This is a genomic window from Herbiconiux aconitum (assembly GCF_024979235.1).
GTDB lineage: Bacteria > Actinomycetota > Actinomycetes > Actinomycetales > Microbacteriaceae > Herbiconiux > Herbiconiux aconitum.
The window spans coordinates 377,951-396,164 of sequence record NZ_JANLCM010000001.1; the positions used below are offsets into that span (position 1 = coordinate 377,951).

Sequence of the window (18,214 nt, forward strand, 5' to 3'; positions counted from 1 at the left end):
GCCAGCGGATCATCCATCTTCAGGCCATCATCTGCCATGGAGCAGCTCTCAGGATGTCCCTAGTCTCGTCGCTGTGACCTACGTGAACGACGACCCTGCACGCATCGAACTCCCCCCTGCGCCGGCCGACCAGCAGGCCATCCTCGACGCGGGCGGCGTCGCCTGCTGGAGCGAGCCGGTGGAGATCGGAACCTACGAGCCGGCCGACCCCGACCGCTACCCGCTCTTCCTCGACCGCCGGGTCTACCAGGGGTCGAGTGGACGGGTGTATCCCATCCCCTTCGTCGACCGGATCGCGCAGGAGAAGGCCCCGCGGCAGTGGCAGGCCATCCACCTCGAGAACCAGTGGGTGCGCCTGATGCTCCTGCCCGAGATCGGCGGCCGCATCCACATCGGCTACGACAAGACCAACGGCTACGACTTCTTCTACCGCAACAACGTCATCAAGCCCGCCCTGGTCGGCCTCGCCGGCCCGTGGATCTCCGGCGGCGTCGAGTTCAACTGGCCCCAGCACCACCGGCCCGGCACCTTCCTGCCCGTCGAGACGGCCATCGAGCGAGCGGATGCCGGCGACGTCACCGTGTGGCACTCCGACCTCGATCCCCTGCAGCGGATGCGCGGCAGCCACGGCGTGCGCCTCCGCGGCGACAGCTCGGTGATCGAAGTCGAAGCGCGCCTCCACAACCGCACCGACGAGCCGCAGACCTTCCTCTGGTGGGCGAACGTGGCGGCGCGGTCGGATGGGAATTACCAGTCGTTCTTTCCGACCGACGTGCGGTACGTGGCCGATCACGCCCGGCGGGCGATCACCGCGTTCCCGCGCGCCGACCGACCGTACTACGGGGTCGACTATCCGGAGCTGGCCGACGCGGCGCATCCGGATGCCGACCGCATCGACTTCTACAGCAACATCCCGGTGCCCACCTCTTACATGATCACCGACACCGAGGACAGCTTCTTCGGCGGCTACGACCACGACGCCCGGGCGGGCTTCGTGCACTGGGCCGACCGCACGATCGCCCCGGGCAAGAAGCAATGGACCTGGGGCAACGGCCCGATCGGCCATGCCTGGGATGCTCAGCTCACCGACGGCGACGGGCCCTACGTCGAGCTCATGGCCGGCGTCTACACCGACAACCAGCCCGACTTCAGCTACCTCGCGCCCGGGGAGACGCGCACGTTCAGCCAGTACTGGTTCCCGATTCGGGAGCTGGGGCCGGCGCACCAGGCCGAGCGGGAGATCGCGGTGAGCCTGCAGGTCGACCGGGGCGCAGCCGCAGACGCGGGCGCGGGTGCGATCGCGGGTGCCGGTGGCGTTCGCGTTCGCGTGGGCGTCTCCAGCGCGGTGGTGCACGAGCGCGCCGTGGTGCTCGTCGAGCACCACGGAGTCGTGGTGTCGGAGTGGGAGACCCCGCTCTCGCCGGCTCAGCCGTTCGTGGGCACCGCGCTGATCGCGACCGGCGACGACGTGAGTGACGACGAATTGCGCCTGCGGGTGCTGGCCGACGGGCGCGAACTCATCACCTGGCAGCCGCGCCCGGCGACGGATGACTCCGGCGCGCCTGCCGAGCCCTGGGTCGCCACCGAACCGCTCCTGCCCGCCGAGGTCGAGAGCGTCGACGAGCTCTACCTGACGGGGGTGCACCTCACCCAATACCGGCATCCGACCCGCTCGCCGCTTCCCTACTTCGAGGAGGCGCTGCGACGCGACCCGCTCGATTCGCGCGCATCCGTCGCCCTCGGTGCCGCGCTCTACCGCCGCGGTGAGTACGACAAGGCCCGCACACTGTTCGAACGGGCCCTCGGGCGGCTCACCCGCCGCAACCTCAACCCCGCCAGCGGCGAGGCGAGCTACCGCCTCGCCCTCGTGCTCGAGCGGCAGGGCGAATACGAGGCCGCTGCCGCCCACTTCGCGAAGGCCGCCTGGGATGCCGCGTGGGCGCATCCCGCTGCCCTGGCATCGGCTCGGCTCGCCCTCCGCTCCGGCCGACCGGCCGAGGCCCTGACGCACGTCGGTCAGGCACGACGGCTCGACGCCCTGAGCCCGGAGGCACGGCACCTCGAGGTCCTGGCCTTGCGCCGGCTGGGCCGCGACACCGAGGCGGCCACGTTGCTCGACGAGACGCTCGAGGCCGACCCGCTCGACCCGGTGGCTCTGGCCCTCGCCGGCCGCCCCGGTGTCGCCGACCCGAAGACGCCGCTTCTCGTCGGGGTCGGCTTCGCCCGCGCCGGGCAGTGGGATGAGGCACTGGCGGTGACGGATGCGCTCGTCGGCGCACCCGGCGCACCTGGCGCGCCTGGCGCAGCCGCTGCAGCCGCCGCACCTGGCGTGCCCAAGACATTCGGCAATCCGGTGCCGCTGGCGCACTACCTCCGTGCCGGTTGGCTCGAGGCGCGAGGCGGCTCCGACGCCGCCCTTCGAGCCGCCGACGAGCGTGCCGCCGCTCGCGCGGCCGACAGCACCTACGCCTTCCCCGCCGGCCTCGACGAATACGACGCCCTGGTGGCGGCCATCGCCGCCGACCCGAGCGACGCCGTCGCCCCCGCTCTCCTCGGCGCCTGGCTGCTCGACGCCGGCCGCGCATCCGAAGCGCGATCGGCTCTCGACGACGCCCTGGCGAACGACTCGGCCGATCCGGTGGCCTGGCGCAACGCCGCGGTCGCCACTGTCAACACCGGTGGCGACCCCGAGACCGCCGACGACTTCTTCGCCCGCGCCCTCGAGCTCAGCCCCGACGATCCCCGTCTGGTGTTCGAACGCGACCTCCTCGCCGGCGTTCGCGGCATCGGTGCTCCGGAGCGCCTCCGCGCCATCGAGGCGCACGACCCGAGCGTTCTGGTGCGCGACGACCTCGCGCTCAGTCACCTCGACCTGCTGCTCACGGTCGGGCGAGTCGACGACGCCGTCCGCATCCTCTCGACTCGTCGTTTCCAGCCCTTCGAAGGAGGGGAGGGCAAGGCGATCGCCGCTTATGACCGCGCCACCCTCACCGTCGCCCGCGCTCTGCTCGACACGGATGCGCGAGCTGCCGCCGAGCTGATCGCTTCCGGCATCGAGGTTCCCGCGAATCTCGGCGAGGGGCGGCACCCGGCCGACAGTCTGGCCGAGCGATTCGTTCTGCTCGGCGACGCCTTGGAGCGCTCGGGTGACACCGCCGCCGCCGTCGAGGCCTGGCAGCGGGCGCGGTCGGGCGCCGGCGCCCTCGCCGTGGCTGAACGGCCCGTGGAGGCTGCCGACTACTGGTTGGGCGTGGCGCATCTGCGTCTGGACGAGTCCGACGCGGCCGAACAGGTCTGGGCCGCGCTCGATCAGCGCGCCGACCAGCTCGACCGCGAGAAGCTGCCGGTGGACTACTTCGCCACCTCGCTGCCGGAGCTGCTGCTCTTCGACACCGACACCGCCGCCGCCCGAACCCAGACCGCGGCCGAGCTGCGAGACTTGGCGCGGAGAGGGCGGTCCGTCTCCGTCTCCGTCCCCGGATGGGAGGATGTCGCGTGACCGACGACCACGACACCGCACCCGCTCCGGCACCTCGCTACCTCGGTGCCGGAGCCGAAGCCGCCGCGCACCGCGCGACCCTCACCGGCCCGGTTCCCGAGCACCTCCCACAGCGCCTCACCATCACGCTCTGGGACTTCTCTTGGTACACCCGCGCCGAGCCCGGCGGCCCGTTCGCCGACCTCGATGCGGCGTGCGCCCAGGCGGCCGCGCTCGGCTACAACACGATCCGCATCTGTGCCGCGCCGCTGCTGTTGTTCAGCGGTCTCGAGCACGAGGGGCAGAGCCTCGACGATCTCGCCGCCGACCTCGAGATCGAGGGGCTCGGCGCCTCACCGCACGGGGGATTCTTCGGGCAGCGCACGCGCTGGTACGACACCCCGGGCGGCTACCGCATCGACCTCCGCGCCCGCCTGCTCCAGCTCTTCGAATCCGCCGAGTGTCATGGATTGGTGGTCATCCTCGCCACCTGGGAGTACCAGCAGTCCCCGGCCTACGCGCGGTCGAGCGCCTGGTTCGAGGCCATCGACGCGGTTCCGATGGCCGACCGCTACGCGCTGCTCGGCGCATCCTGGAACCGGATGCTCGCCTTCCTCACCGACGCCGGCCACCGCGACACGATCGCGCTCGTCGAACTGCACAACGAGGTCGACTTCTCGATCCTCCCGCCACTCGGCGAGGGTGCCGACGCGGGCACCGGAGGTGCAGCCGAGGTCGCGCGGCTGCGGCAGGCGCATCCCGATCTCCTGGTGACCGCGAGCTACGGAAAGCCTCCGCACCTCGCCATGCACCAGGTGCCCGACGGGCTCGGGGCGGCGCAGTTCCACGTCTACAGCTACGGTGTGCTCGACGCCCTGCAGAAGCTCGTCGACATCCGCTCGGAGGGCAGCGCCGATTTTCCCAACGCGATGCTGTCGTCGCTTCTGGTTCAGGATGCGCCGACGCCCGCCGAATACGGACGCGCGGCCGAGTGGAAATACCGCGCCACCGTCGTCACCGACCAGATGATCTACGGCTACGACTGGCTCGACGCCGACGCCTGGGACACCTGGCTCTACTCGAACTACGGGCCATACCGCGAAGTGATGGAGCGCGAGATCGAGTCGCGCGTGATCGCGATCGCGGAGTGGGCACGCTGGAAGTCGGTGCCCGCCGTCGTCGGCGAAGGCTGGATCGGGTACACACCGCTGCACGGGACCTTCGAGGAAGGACCCGTCGGACGCGCGCTCGCCGAACACGGCATCCGCACCGCCCTCGACCACGGAGTCTGGGGCATGGTGCTCTGCTCGAACGCCGCACCGCACCACCCGATGTGGGCGGACGAGGGGTGGCAGCGGCGGATGAATGCGGAAATTCTGGGCGGTCCCGGTACCTGAGCAGATCTTGAGGCTCCCCACTAGCTGAAGACGAGATGGAAAGCTGCGGGCCTTTTTCGACGACCCAGGGTGAGCGCGCGGCCGCGTCAGCGACCGCACGCGAACATGTCGCCTCGCGCCGCAGAAGCGGCGGCGCGAGCAACGAGCGACGCGCCAGCCGCAGGCCGGCGCATCGCGGGGAATCAGGTGAGCTCGGTGGCCAGACGGCGGGCGGCCTCTTGGAGCCAGCGCTGCGTGTCCGCCATCGCGGCCTCGGCGGTGCCGGCCAAGTCGGTGAGGGAGACCGCCGCATCGAAGTCACGGGGCGTGGCCTGCAGGGCGCCTGCCACCAGGCCGGTTCGGGCGCCCGCGTCGCGGGCCAGGCCGCGCACGTAGCTCGGCACCTTGCCCGACTCGGACTGGTGGTCGTAGCGGCCCTCGCCGGTGAGCACGATGTCGGCGTCGGCGACCAGCGCCGGCAAGCCGATCTCGGCGCCCACGGCTGCGGCTCCCGCGACCAGTTCGGCACCCCAGGCGACCAGTCCGAAGCCCACGCCGCCGGCTGCTCCGGTGCCGGGCTCGTGCGGATCGGTGCCCCGCGCATCCGTCACCACACGAGCGAAGTTCGCGAGATTCTCCTCGGCTTGATGCGCCAGCCCGTCGCCGATGCCCTTCTGCGCACCGAACACCGCCACCGCCCCGAGCCGGCCGAGCAGCGGATTCGTGACGTCGCTGAGCACACGCACCCCGCCGGCCGGCAGCGGCACGAGGCCCTCGAAGACCGCGCGCTGCACGGCGCCGAGTCCGCCGTTGCCGGAGGGCACGGGCACACCGTCGACTCCGACGAACTGGGCGCCGAGCACCTGGAGCACACCGGCTCCCCCATCGGTCGACGAGCTGCCGCCGATGGCGAGCACCAACCGCTCGACGCCGGCATCCAGAGCGGCCCGGATGGCCTGCCCGAAACCGATCGAGTGCGCCTCCATCGGCCGCAACGGATTCAGCAGTGTGATGCCGCTCGTGTTCGCCAGTTCGACGACACCGGTACCGCCGGCGGTGTCGCCCTGAGGCCCGGGGAGCAGGAGCCAGTAGGCGTCGACGGCGCGGTCGTCAGGACCGGTGACCGTGACGGGCATCCGCCGCGCATCCGGTCGGGCGATGGCGAACGCGTCCAGGGCGCCCTCGCCGCCGTCGGCCATCGGCAGGCACCGCACCTCGTCGTCCGGATGCACCTCCCGCCAGCCTGCGGCGAGACTGTCGGCGACCTCGATCGCCGTCGCGGTTCCTTTGAACGAATCCGGGGCCACGACAACTCGACGACGACTCACCCGCCAATCACCTCACGACGGCCGATGGGGTGTCAAATCGCGCGCGGTTTTGTGGTTCGGGGCGCGAGGCGGAAGAGTGGACACATGGGTACCGATAACGCTGCCGGCCACGTCCACGTCACCTTCGAACTGCCGGAGCTCGCGGCGGCGGAACTCGGGGCGACGGGGTTGCCGACCACCGTCTACACCGGTCCCTCCGGTCAGCCGCGGTCGGATCTTCTCGAGAGCGTGCGCGGGGCATCCGGACTCATCTGCCTGCTCTCCGACCGCATCGACGCCGAGCTCATGGATGCCGCGGGGCCGTCGCTTGCGGTCATCGCGAACTACGCGGTCGGCTACGACAACATCGATGTGGCGGCGGCCCGCGAGCGGGGCATCGTGGTGTCGAACACGCCGGGTGTGCTCGACGCCGCCACCGCCGATCTCGCGTTCGCGCTGCTGCTCGCCACCTCGCGCCGGGTTGTCGAGGCGGATCGCTTCGTGCGCGCGGGCAACGACTGGAAATGGGAGCCCGACCTGTTCGTGGGGCTCGACGTGTCGGGTGGCGCGACGCTCGGCATCGTCGGACTCGGCCGGATCGGATTCGCTGTCGCCCGCCGCGCAGCCGCCTTCGACATGACGATCATCGCCACCGGGTCGCGGGCGTCGTCGGCCGAAGCGGCGGCTCTCGGCATCCGGGCGGTCACCTTGCCGGAGCTGCTGGCCGAGAGCGACGTGGTGAGTCTGCACTGCCCGCTCACGCCGTCGACGCGGCACCTGATCGGCGCGGCGGAGCTGCGGGCGATGAAGCCGTCGGCCATCCTCATCAACACGGCTCGGGGGCCGATCGTCGACGAACTGGCACTGGTGGACGCCCTCCGCGACGGCGAGATCGCTGCGGCCGGGCTCGACGTGTACGAGTGGGAGCCGTCGGTTTCGGCCGGCCTGCTGGAGTTGCCGAACGTGGTGACGGCGCCGCACATCGGCAGTGCGGGGATCGCGACGCGGGAACGGATGGGGTCGCTGGCGGTGCAGAACGTGGTGGCCGTGCTCGCGGGGCGCGCGGCACTGACGCCGGTGGAGGGTGGCGCTGTGGGCGTCGAGGGCTCGACCGCCGACTCGGCTCCTTCGGCCGACTCGGATGTCGCGCCGCGTGTGATTCCGTGGTCGGAGGGTGTCTGGACGACGCCCCCCGCCGCATCCGTCGTCGACCCGGATGACGCCGACCTCCTCGTCACGGCGGTCGAGGGCAGCGACGCGTGGCGCACCACGTCGTATGGTTTCGTGCACGACACCGAGCATGCGTTGCTGGCGCCGTTCCCGCAGGATTCGGCGGTCGAGGTGGAGTTCACGGCCGACTTCGAGGGGCAGTTCGATCAGGCGGGGCTGTTCTTGCGCATCGCCGACGACCGCTGGGTGAAGGCGGGGCTCGAGTTCTCGGAGGGGTCGCTGCAGCTGGGCGCCGTCGTCACCGCGCCGACATCCGACTGGTCTCTGGCACCGGTGCCGTCGTGGAAGGGACGGCGCGTCACGATCCGCGCCAGTCGCGCGGGCGACGCCGTGACTCTCCGCGCTCGCGTCGACGACGAGCCGCTGCGCCTCGTGCGGGTGCTGCCGTTCCCGCCGGATGCGATCGCGTCGGCGGGCCCGCTCGTCTCGGCTCCGTCGCGAGCCGACCTCACGGTGCGCTTCCACGCCTGGCGCGTCACGGCCTCCGACGCCACCCTGCACTGAGACGGCGGCGTGCCGCGCCCTGTCTCGCCGCGCCTTGCCTTGCTTCGCCGTTTCGGGAGGACCTGTGCAAGACGACAGGTCTATACGGGCCCCTTCACACGCAGCTCCTCCCGAATACCCTCACACGCAGCGACGGATGAAGCGCCTCGGCAGCAATGGCTCTTCCCGCCGCCCTGAGCATCCGGGCCGCGAACCCGACCGGCAACACCAATGCGCCGCGATCTCCCCGGAACCGATCCGTTCGAAGACGCTGTCAGCGCCCGGATCACCAGTGGGCTCCGCTCCGCCATGGAGGCGCCGAGCGGAGCCCACCTGATGTCAAGGCGTCACGCCGATGTCAGTCTTCCATCCTCACATCCACCTCGAACGCCTTGCCCTGCACTGGATAGGGCGTGTACGTCAGCGGATTAGTGCTCCACGGCACCACCTGCGCCGTGGACAGGGCCACATGCTTACCCGTGGGCGTGAAGGTCAGCGTCTTGCCATCGCTCACGAACGTGCCACCGGGAACTTCCTGCACCATCTGATCGGTGCCCGGTACCAGGAAGTTCAGGAACGGAGGCGAAAGCACCTTCAACCCGCCTTCCATCCCGCACTCGATCGGAATCTCCAACGGGCCGCCCTTCAAGTCCGACTCGTCATAGACGATGGCGACGTCCTTGCAGGACGGCGGCACGTCGCGCACGACCACGGGCACGTCCCACGACTCGCCGGGCGCGCCCGTTGTTTCATCCCAGGGAGTCACCGTCAGGACTTCGGGATGGCTCTTGTCGATCACGACGTCAGGGTCGGTCCACGTGAATGTGACTGTTCCGTCCGGATTGACTGTTCCCTTGGTCCCGGGAATCGTGTTCTCCAGAGTCACGCGGTAGGTGTCGCGGTAGTCCGTGGTGCAGAACAGCTTGAGGTCCAGAGTGAAGGGAAGGTTCCGCACCAGCTGAAGGTTCCCGTCCTGAATCACCGCACGGAATCCGTCCACACCCGGGCCGACCGGCTTGTCGACCTTGGGGCAGTTCGGCGGTGACTTGATGTTGATCTTCACCAGGAACGGATGCTCCACACCGGCCGAGTCCTTCGCCGCGACGACGACGTAGTCCTCCGCCATCTGCGGCTTCAGTGTCGTATACGACATCGTTCCGTCTTTGCTGTCACCGAAGAAGTTGATCGTGTCCACTCCCGCGATCGACGTCGCGCCGCTGTTCGGGTACGCGTGGGACGGGTCCGATGAAGCGTAGGAGTACTTGAGGACGGTTCCGGCCAGCGGGTCTTCTTCACTTCCAGCCATGAGGATCGCCTTGTCGGCGTAGGAGAGTTCGACGACCTCCTTCCGGGTCAGGATGCGGCTCGCGGTCACGGTGCCCGAGCATCCCGTCGTGACCTGCAACAGGTTCTCCTGCTTCGCGATCGCATCCACCTCGACCCGAGGACAGTGGACGGCGGGCGCCGTCAGAGCCTTGAGCTCGTCAACGAGTGTGCCGTGCGTGGTTCCGGTGAGGGTAACGTGCACCCATTCTCCGGTCGGCGCGAGACCCGCCAAGGACGGCGCACTGACTGTCGCCGAGGCGAGCTGCCCGCACACCCCGTCATTGTCGTTCGATCGATCCCCGAAGAAGCGCGGTTCGCTCAACGCTGCGATGTACAGCTGTGCGGGATCAGCATCGGGTGCCCCCGAAACTGGGAGGGGAATCTCCGCTGCCAGTTCGAGCATCTCCCAGAGGCCTTCGATCACCCATTTGACCTGTTCAGGAACATCGTTCTTCCATGCGGACTGCGTGCTCTGAATACGCGTTTTCACGATGTCGATGACGATCTGGCGTTTGTCGGCGGGAAGCTTCGCCCAGGTCGCTCGCCATGCGCTGTTTGCCGCAAGATCCCCCGTCGTCACCGCTCTCATCATCTGCTGCGCTGTCGTCTTCAGAGCCTTCAGCGCCCACCCGACCTCGGTGATCGTGGGATCCACTCCATTCCAATACAGCCTGTTCGGCACCCCGTTCGCCTCGACGCCCTCGAACGGATTCACGCCCCGGTCGCCGCTCATCGATTCGCCGACGTTGACGTCCATCGAGATGATCTTCGACGGAGAAGTCGAGTCGATCTTCACGTCACCGGTCGCGAGCGCCGCGGTCACGAGATCCTCGATCGCGTCGCCGTTTCCCGTCTGATTCGCCTTCCCCCGGCCAGGGTCGGTCGCGTTGTTCGCACCCGGGACACAGGGCGGCGCCGCAGTCGGCGGAACCGAGTCCGGCGGCTTCGGCAGCTCGGGCCCGGGGGGCGCGGGAGGTGGGCCGGGAGGCGTGCTGCCACCGCCGGTCGACGGGTCGCCGCCCGGCTCCCAGCCCGTGGTGGGACCGCAGACGAAGCGGCTGGTGGAATGGATACCGGTCTCGACGATGGTGCCATCGTCTTTGACGTACGAGGTCCCGTTGTGCCAAGTGACCTCGGTCGTGCACTCGGGGGGCAGCGCTTGCGCGCTCTGCGCACCCAAGGGCACGACGATTCCCGCCAGAAGGGCACCGGCTGCGATTAAGGCAGCCACTCTGCTGTGTATATGTGACATAACCTCAGAAAGTAGCAGAGGCCGTCATCACCGCACCGAACTACTCATACTCAAAAAACGACGCCCTCCACGACACCTGACGAGCAGGCGAGCGGAGGGCGTCGAGGCGCAGAGCAAGAAGCAGAACCCTAGAAGTCCCAGTCCTCGTCTTCGGTGTTCACGGCCTTACCGATGACGTACGACGAACCCGACCCCGAGAAGAAGTCGTGGTTCTCGTCGGCGTTCGGCGAGAGAGCCGAGAGGATGGCGGGGTTCACATCCGTCACCGACTTCGGGAACATGGGCTCGTAGCCGAGGTTCATCAGCGCCTTGTTGGCGTTGTAGTGCAGGAACTTCTTGACGTCTTCGGTGAGACCGACCTCGTCGTACAGGTCTTGCGTGTACTGCACCTCGTTCTCGTAGAGGTCGTACATCAGCGAGAAGGTGTAGTCCTTGATCTCGTCGCGCTTGGCCTGGTCGACGAGCTCGAGTCCGCGCTGGAACTTGTAGCCGATGTAGTAGCCGTGCACGGCCTCGTCACGGATGATGAGGCGGATGAGGTCGGCCGTGTTCGTGAGCTTCGCCCGCGACGACCAGTACATCGGCAGATAGAAGCCGCTGTAGAAGAGGAACGATTCGAGCAGCGTCGAGGCGACCTTCCGCTTCAGCGGCTCGTCGCCGTGGTAGTAGTCGAGAACGATCGACGCCTTCTTCTGCAGGTTCGGGTTCTCGGTCGACCAGCGGAACGCCTCGTCGATGTCCTTCGTGTTCGACAGCGTCGAGAAGATCGACGAGTACGACTTGGCGTGCACCGACTCCATGAAGGCGATGTTCGTGTAGACGGCCTCTTCGTGCGGCGTCAGGGAATCCGGGATGAGCGACACGGCGCCGACGGTGCCCTGAATCGTGTCGAGGAGCGTCAGCCCCGTGAACACGCGCATGGTGAGCGTCTGCTCGGCCGGCGTGAGCGTTGCCCACGACTGCACGTCGTTCGACAGCGGCACCTTCTCGGGCAACCAGAAGTTGTTGACGAGGCGGTTCCACACCTCCACGTCTTTGTCGTCCTGGATGCGGTTCCAGTTGATCGCCTGCACCTTGTTGAGGAGCTTGATCGGCTCAGGAGGAGTCATTTCTCGGTCTCGCTTTCAGGGGATGAATCGAGCGCCGAGTTCTCGGCGCAGTAGGAGCATGTAGGGCTGGTGATGCCCTTGTTCGTGTGGTGCCGGGTATGGGCACTGCGAGCGCTCGATGGCATCGGACGCCCCTTCCGCGCCGCCGACATCTTCGCCCGCGTCTCATCCGACGCAGTCTTGCCGAAGTTGGGGTTCTTCGCGCCCCGCTTCTGTTCCGAGAGGCGCGCCTTGGTCTCGTCCGACAACGTCCGCCCGAACGACGGATGCGCGGACCCGAACTTGCCGAAGTTGGGATTTTTCTCACCGGAGATCGAGCCCCGCCTGCTCTCTGACCAGATGGCGCGCTGGAGCGGACTGTGAGCCATTCCGTAGAAGGGATTCGCCACGCCCGGTCGTGGAGTTCCCAGCCGCCCTGTCGAGCGCTCCCGTGCGGCCTCCCGCTGTTCTCGACTCCAGACGACGCCTGTCGGCCCGAGACCCCCGTCCGCAATATTCAGCAGACGTGCGCCTCTCTCTCGCATGTAAGAGATCCACGCCATCTCGGCGATCCCGAGCTCTTCCCGATTCCGGTACACCTTCTCGAGCTCGACCACCTCGACCCTGTCGGTCGGCCGAGAGCGCAACCAGTCGTAGAGCGGGGTCTTCCGTCCGCTTCGCGCCACCCGGAGGTGTTGCGCGAAGCGTCGTCGAACCGGCGCCGCCGTCTGGCCCACGTAGCGGAGATCTCCGGTGGCGACGTCGCGAATGCCATAGACGACGCCGACCGGAGCTCCGATTTCTTCGAAGACGATCTCGGGAAGAGAGGAAGTGACCATCGGACTAGTGGGCTCTTGTCACAACATGCACGAGACGCACATCTCCAGCTCGGTCCCCTCGAGGGCCATCTGGCGGAGACGGATGTAGTAGATGGTCTTGATGCCCTTGCGCCACGCGTAGATCTGAGCCTTGTTGATGTCGCGCGTGGTGGCGGTGTCTTTGAAGAACAGGGTCAGCGACAGGCCCTGATCGACGTGCTGCGTTGCGGCAGCGTAGGTGTCGATGATCTTCTCGGCGCCGATCTCGTACGCGTCGTCGTAGTACTCGAGGTTGTCGTTCGTGAGGAACGGCGCCGGGTAGTAGACGCGGCCGATCTTGCCTTCCTTGCGGATCTCGATCTTCGACGCCACCGGGTGGATCGACGAGGTCGAGTTGTTGATGTAGGAGATCGACCCGGTCGGCGGCACGGCCTGCAGGTTCTGATTGTAGATGCCGTGCTCCTGGATCGACGCCTTGAGCGCGAGCCAGTCGGCTTGCGTCGGGATGTCGATGTTCGACTCGGCGAAGAGCGATGCGACACGCTCCGTGGCCGGCAGCCACGCGACATCCGTGTACTTGTCGAAGAACTCACCGGATGCGTAGGTCGAGTCATCGAACCCGTCGAACTTCTCGGAGCGCTCGATCGCGATCGAGTTCGAGGCCCGCAGTGCGTGGAACAGCACGGTGTAGAAGTAGATGTTCGTGAAGTCGACACCTTCTTCAGACCCGTAGTGCACCCGCTCACGAGCGAGGTAGCCGTGCAGGTTCATCTGGCCGAGGCCGATGGCGTGCGACTTGTCGTTGCCGTCTTCGATCGAACGCACCGAGGCGATGTGCGACTGGTTCGACACCGAGGTGAGGCCGCGGATGGCGGTCTCGACAGTGCGGCCGAAGTCGGGCGAGTCCATGGTGAGCGCGATGTTCAGCGAACCCAGGTTGCAGGAGATGTCCTTGCCGATGTCGGCGTACGACAGGTCTTCGTTGTAGGTCGTCGGGGTGTTGACCTGCAGGATCTCCGAGCACAGGTTCGACATGTTGATGCGGCCCTTGATGGGGTTCGCCTTGTTCACGGTGTCTTCGTACATGATGTACGGGTAGCCCGACTCGAACTGGATCTCGGCGAGGGTCTGGAAGAACTCGCGCGCCTTGATCTTGGTCTTGCGGATGCGCGAGTCGTCGACCATCTCGCGGTACTTCTCCGTGACCGAGATGTCGCCGAACGGCAGACCGTAGACCTTCTCGACGTCGTACGGCGAGAAGAGGTACATGTCCTCGTCGTTCTTCGCGAGCTCGAAGGTGATGTCGGGAACGACGACACCGAGCGAGAGCGTCTTGATGCGGATCTTCTCATCCGCGTTCTCGCGCTTGGTGTCGAGGAAGCGCATGATGTCGGGGTGATGGGCCGAGAGGTACACCGCTCCCGCACCCTGACGGGCACCGAGCTGGTTGGCGTAGCTGAAGGAGTCTTCGAGGAGCTTCATCACGGGGATGATGCCCGAGGACTGGTTCTCGATCTGCTTGATCGGCGCACCGGCCTCACGGATGTTCGAGAGCAGCAGGGCCACGCCGCCGCCGCGCTTGGACAGCTGCAGCGCGGAGTTGATGCCGCGCGAGATCGACTCCATGTTGTCTTCGATGCGGAGCAGGAAGCAGGAGACGAGCTCGCCGCGCTGCGCCTTGCCGGTGTTCAAGAAGGTGGGAGTGGCCGGCTGGAAGCGGCCGCCGATGATCTCCTCGACCAAGTTGGTGGCGAGCTTCTCGTCGCCCTGGGCGAGCCCGAGCGCGGTCATCACGACGCGGTCTTCGAAGCGCTCGAGGTACCGCTTGCCGTCGAAGGTCTTCAACGTGTACGAGGTGTAGTACTTGAACGCACCGAGGAATGTCTCGAAGCGGAACTTCTTCGAGTAGGCGAGGTCGTTGAGCTGCTGGATGAACTCGAACGAGTACTGGTCGAGCACCTCCTTCTCGTAGTACTCCTTCTCGACCAGGTAGTCGAGGCGCTCGCGCAGGTTGTGGAAGAAGACCGTGTTCTGGTTGACGTGCTGCAGGAAGTACTGCTTCGCGGCCTCGCGGTCTTTGTCGAACTGGATCAGCCCGTTCTCGTCGTAGAGGTTCAGCATCGCGTTCAGCGAGTGGTAGTCGAGCGCCGGCGCGGCAGTCGGCGCGTCGATCAATGTTGCTTCCACAGTGTGTCCAATCCAATCTGGACGGCCTCACGGTCATCCGGGGTTCCGAATACTTCGAATCGGTAGAGCAGCGGGACTCCTGTTTTGCGCGCGACGATGTCGCCCGCAAGGCAGTAGGCCTCGCCGAAGTTGGTGTTGCCCGCTGCGATGACGCCGCGGATGAGTGACCGGTTGCCCTCGTCGTTGAGGAAATGGATCACCTGTTTGGGAACGGCCCCGCCCTGGCCTCCCCCACCGTATGTGGGGAGCACCAGCACGTACGGCTTCGTTGCCGTCAGTCGTTCTTCTCGGGAGTGGAGCGGGATGCGCGACGCCGGCCGGCCAAGCGACTCGACGAAGCGGCGCGTGTTACCGGAGACGCTCGAGAAATAGACGAGGTCGTCGGACACGTGCTCAGCTGGCGGCAGCGCGCGCCAGTTCCTCGATCTTGTCGGGGCGGAAGCCCGACCAGTGGTCGCCTTCGCTGGTCATGACGACCGGAGCCTGCAGGTAGCCGAGTTCTTTGACCGTCTCGAGGGCCTTCTCGTCGACCGACAGGTCGAAGATCTCGAACTCGAGACCCTTGTTCTCGAGGGCGCGGTAGGTCGCAGTGCACTGCACGCAGGAGGGCTTCGTGTACACCGTGATTGCCATAAGGAATGCACCTTTCTCGAAGGAGATAGAACGTTGTGAAATCTTGAGTTGCCTGGCGCCGTATCCACTCCAACCCCGTGGAAATCCACTGCTTTCGTGGCTTCTCTGCGCCGGGACTTCAATACTACATATAGTTGGTCGCGATATCGAGCACCCCTAGATGAAGTGTTACACCGGTGTAATTATCCACAGGTCATCCCCATCTGTGCACATCTTTTCGACCCTTTCATCCACAGCCTGAGTGGCGGATTTCCGGCCTTCTGAAGCGGCCTGTGGAGAGCATCCACCCTCACCCCTGAGGATAAATCCGACCACCGACATTCAGCGTGTCGGGCGTGTCGCGCGCACCCGCTGAACGAGGGTCACCAGCACCGCGGCGACGGCCAGCACCAGAGGCACCAGCAGGTTGGCGCCGGCGAGCAGGAGGAGCCCGGCCACGAGCACCGTCGACACCGCCGCGAGCCACCATCCGACCCCGAATCGCGGCAGCAGCCGGAGCGCCGCGACGACACCGAGCGCGTAGACGCACACCATGCTCGAGGTGTGGATGAGGATGAACGGCGCCAGGTCACCTCCGGTCACCACGAAGGCGGCGAAGTAGAGGGCGACGATCACCCCCACCAGCGCGAGCGCCCGCCGCGGAACACCGCCCGACTCCGCCCCTTTGCCGAACCAGTGCGGCAGGTGCCGATCGCGGCCGAGCGACGCGCCGAGCTTCGCGAGGGCCGCGACATAGGTGTTGAGCACGCCGAGCGCCACGATTCCGGCGATCGACGCCACCGCGTACTTGCCCCAGGCCGGCGCCGTCTCGGCCACGAGGTCGAGCAACGGAACCGCGCTCGCGCCCGCACGGTCGCCGAGCACGCCGACGGTCACGATCTGGAGGCCCAGGTAGCTGGCGCCGACGACGACGATCGCGATCGCCGTGGCGAGCGGAATGGTGCGACGCGGCCGCCGGAACTCCCCCGCGATGTGCGTCACGGCCTCCCAGCCGGCGAACGCCCACACGAACAGACTCACCGCCAGGCCCACGCCCGGCCAGCCGTGCGGAAGAAGGGGGGTGAAGTTCGACGATTCCGTCGCTGGAGCCGCAACCACGATCACGCCCACCACGATCACCACGAGCAGCCCCGAGAGCACGAGCTGCGCCCGGCCCGAGAACCTCAGGCCGAACAGGTTCGAGATGAAGGGCAGTGCCAGCAGCACGGGGGCGACGACCAGCGCCACCCAGCGTTCGATGCCGAGCACCGCCACCACGTACTCCGCGCCGAGCAGGCCGACGACCGGCGCCCCGACGGTCACACCGAAGAAGAACCAGTAGCCGGCCATCCGTGCCGCCGTCGGTCCGAGGGCGAGACGCACGAAAGTGGCCACCCCGCCGGCATCCGGATGTCGCGCCGCGAGTGCTGCGAAGGTGCCGGCCAAGGGCACAGAGAGCACGATCAGGGCCACCACCGCGAGGATCGAACCCGGCCCGGCCGCATCGGCGGCGAGCGCGGGCAGCACCAGGATGCCCGTGCCGAGCACCGCCGCGATGTAGAGCGCGGCACCCTGGGCGAGCCCGACCGTCGGGGTGTGCGTCGGGGTCTCGGCGGCGGCTCCCGGGCTGCCGGGTGCGGCGGGGGCGGTCGGTGCGGTGGCCATCCGCTCAGCATCGCGCACGCCCCGGGCCCGCGGAACGGCGCTACGGCCAGATCCCGCGGAATTTCAGCCAATCTGCCCGAGGCTCGACGGCCCCGGGCGAGGGTGGCCGGTCAGCGCAGGGGCAGCGCGAGCACCCGCTCGAGGTAGTCGTTGCGGAACCGGCCCTGCGGGTCGAAGGCTTCGGCGAGCGCGCGGAAATCGGCGGCCCGCTCGTACTTCGGCACGATCTCGTCGGCGCCCATCGCGAACCACTTGCCCCAGTGGGGCCGCGCGTCGAAGGGAGCGAGCACCGCCTCGATCTCGGGCAGCAGAGCGTGCACCTCGGCGGGCTCGTTGCGCCAGGTGAAGTGGATGGCGAGGCTCTCCCGCTGGTAGGCGGGGCTGAGCCAGAGCGTGTCGGCCGCGACGGTGCGCAGCTCGGTCACGAGCAGGTGCGGGGCGATCCGGTCGGCGAGGGCCCGCACGGCTGTGATCGCGGCCACGGCGTCTTTTCGGTCCACGAAGTACTCGGTCTGGATCTCGTCGCCGTTCGAGGGAGTGACATCGGCACGGAAGTGCGGCAAGCGCTCCGACCACGGTCCGGGCACCCCGCCCTGCACGGTGGTGTTGTCGATGTCGTCGCCCGCGGGCGACATCACCTTGTCGCCCGCCGGATGCGCACCGAAGAAGTCGTCAGGCAACAACAGCGCCGCGACACCCGAGGAGGCATCGGGCAGGCGCGACTTCAGCCACACCTGCTTCAGCGCATCCCCGGTCCAGTCGGTGAAGAGGCTCACGCTGTACGCGGCCGAGACGATCTCGTCGAAGGTGCTGAGCACCGCATCCCAGGGCAGATCGAGGTAGATGTCTTGACGCATCCGGAAGGTCGGCTGGATGTCGAGCGTGATCCGCGTCACCACGCCGAGAGCGCCGAGCGCCACCACCATGCCGTCGAAACGCGGGTCGGCGCGGCTGACGTGCACGACGTCGCCCCGCCCGGTCACGAGTTCGAGACCGGCCACCGCGGTGGAGAGGTTGCCGTTGCCGACGCCCGACCCGTGGGTGCCGGTGGCCACGGCTCCCGCGATCGAGATGTGCGGCAACGAGCCGAGGTTGTGCAGCGCGTAGCCGTGCGCTTCGAGGTGGGCCGCCAGCACCGCGAAGCGGGTGCCGGACGCGACGGTGACCGTGGAGGCCGCCGCGTCGATCACCGGATGCGCCTCGAGGTCGACGAGGGACAGCAGGTCGCCGGTGCTGTCGGCCAGGTCGTTGAAGGAGTGCCGGGTGCCGAGCGCCCGCACACGGGATGCACCGGCCACGATGGCCGCCACCTCCTCCGTGCTGCGCGGCCGCAGCAGACGCTCCGCGCCGTACTCGTAGGTGCCGGCCCAGTTGGCCCCGATCGTCGTCATG

12 protein-coding genes and 1 pseudogene are annotated in these 18,214 nt (G+C 67.7%); 4 read left to right on the forward strand and 9 right to left on the reverse strand.

All coding sequences use genetic code 11. The features are described from left to right. Window positions 1-73 precede the first annotated feature (73 nt). Window positions 74-3,499: a DUF5107 domain-containing protein gene (locus N1027_RS01715; protein WP_259504454.1), complete on the forward strand. Its 3,426-nt coding sequence runs from the start codon at window positions 74-76 to the stop codon at window positions 3,497-3,499. Beyond that, the gene (locus tag N1027_RS01720) at window positions 3,496-4,875 is read left to right on the forward strand and encodes a cellulase-like family protein (protein WP_259504455.1); all 1,380 of its coding nucleotides are present in this window, start codon (window positions 3,496-3,498) and stop codon (window positions 4,873-4,875) included. Before N1027_RS01715 ends, N1027_RS01720 begins: the two co-directional genes overlap by 4 nt. A gap of 182 nt (window positions 4,876-5,057) precedes the next feature. On the opposite strand, the gene N1027_RS01725 is transcribed toward N1027_RS01720, so the two are convergent. Next, a complete protein-coding gene (locus N1027_RS01725; protein WP_259504457.1) occupies window positions 5,058-6,182 on the reverse strand; it encodes a glycerate kinase in 1,125 nt (374 codons plus the stop codon). 84 nt (window positions 6,183-6,266) lie between these two features. Between N1027_RS01725 and N1027_RS01730 the strand changes: the two are divergent. Next, window positions 6,267-7,229: pseudogene (locus N1027_RS01730) on the forward strand (2-hydroxyacid dehydrogenase); the annotation flags it as partial. 90 nt (window positions 7,230-7,319) lie between these two features. Then, on the forward strand, window positions 7,320-7,895 hold the full coding sequence (locus tag N1027_RS01735; protein ID WP_372499708.1) for a DUF1349 domain-containing protein: 576 nt from the start codon (window positions 7,320-7,322) through the stop codon (window positions 7,893-7,895). A 337-nt stretch (window positions 7,896-8,232) separates the two neighbouring features. Here the strand turns inward: N1027_RS01735 and N1027_RS01740 are convergent, their stop codons facing one another. From N1027_RS01740 to N1027_RS01775, 8 genes are all read right to left on the reverse strand, one after another. Further along, on the reverse strand, window positions 8,233-10,431 hold the full coding sequence (locus N1027_RS01740) for a hypothetical protein (protein ID WP_259504459.1): 2,199 nt from the start codon (window positions 10,429-10,431) through the stop codon (window positions 8,233-8,235). Window positions 10,432-10,580: 149 nt separating this feature from the next. Further along, window positions 10,581-11,561: a class 1b ribonucleoside-diphosphate reductase subunit beta gene (gene nrdF / locus N1027_RS01745; RefSeq protein ID WP_259504461.1), complete on the reverse strand. Its 981-nt coding sequence runs from the start codon at window positions 11,559-11,561 to the stop codon at window positions 10,581-10,583. Continuing rightward, the gene (locus N1027_RS01750) at window positions 11,558-12,379 is read right to left on the reverse strand and encodes an NUMOD3 domain-containing DNA-binding protein (protein WP_259504463.1); all 822 of its coding nucleotides are present in this window, start codon (window positions 12,377-12,379) and stop codon (window positions 11,558-11,560) included. The genes nrdF and N1027_RS01750 overlap by 4 nt, the downstream gene beginning before the upstream one ends. 18 nt (window positions 12,380-12,397) lie before the next feature. Further along, window positions 12,398-14,545 carry a class 1b ribonucleoside-diphosphate reductase subunit alpha gene (gene nrdE / locus N1027_RS01755; RefSeq protein ID WP_259504465.1) on the reverse strand — a complete coding sequence of 716 codons (2,148 nt, stop codon included), beginning with the start codon at window positions 14,543-14,545 and terminating at the stop codon, window positions 12,398-12,400. After that, entirely contained in the window at window positions 14,530-14,934 is a 405-nt protein-coding gene (gene nrdI, locus N1027_RS01760; RefSeq protein ID WP_259504467.1) for a class Ib ribonucleoside-diphosphate reductase assembly flavoprotein NrdI, read from the reverse strand. The genes nrdE and nrdI overlap by 16 nt, the downstream gene beginning before the upstream one ends. Before the next feature lie 4 nt (window positions 14,935-14,938). Then, on the reverse strand, window positions 14,939-15,178 hold the full coding sequence (gene nrdH / locus N1027_RS01765) for a glutaredoxin-like protein NrdH (RefSeq protein ID WP_092557681.1): 240 nt from the start codon (window positions 15,176-15,178) through the stop codon (window positions 14,939-14,941). 321 nt (window positions 15,179-15,499) lie between these two features. After that, window positions 15,500-16,822: an amino acid permease gene (locus tag N1027_RS01770; RefSeq protein WP_259504471.1), complete on the reverse strand. Its 1,323-nt coding sequence runs from the start codon at window positions 16,820-16,822 to the stop codon at window positions 15,500-15,502. Between the two features lie 110 nt (window positions 16,823-16,932). Next, window positions 16,933-18,213 carry an FAD-binding protein gene (locus N1027_RS01775; RefSeq protein WP_259504473.1) on the reverse strand — a complete coding sequence of 427 codons (1,281 nt, stop codon included), beginning with the start codon at window positions 18,211-18,213 and terminating at the stop codon, window positions 16,933-16,935. Between the last annotated feature and the right edge of the window lies 1 nt (window position 18,214).

Bases quoted from the DNA above. Each gene is read 5' to 3' on its own strand.
- nrdF (WP_259504461.1), bottom strand. From the start codon at position 11,561: ATGACTCCTCCTGAGCCGATCAAGCTCCTCAACAAGGTGCAGGCGATC.
- N1027_RS01750 (WP_259504463.1), bottom strand. From the start codon at position 12,379: ATGGTCACTTCCTCTCTTCCCGAGATCGTCTTCGAAGAAATCGGAGCT.
- nrdH (WP_092557681.1), bottom strand. From the start codon at position 15,178: ATGGCAATCACGGTGTACACGAAGCCCTCCTGCGTGCAGTGCACTGCG.
- N1027_RS01770 (WP_259504471.1), bottom strand. From the start codon at position 16,822: ATGGCCACCGCACCGACCGCCCCCGCCGCACCCGGCAGCCCGGGAGCC.
- N1027_RS01775 (WP_259504473.1), bottom strand. From the start codon at position 18,213: ATGACGACGATCGGGGCCAACTGGGCCGGCACCTACGAGTACGGCGCG.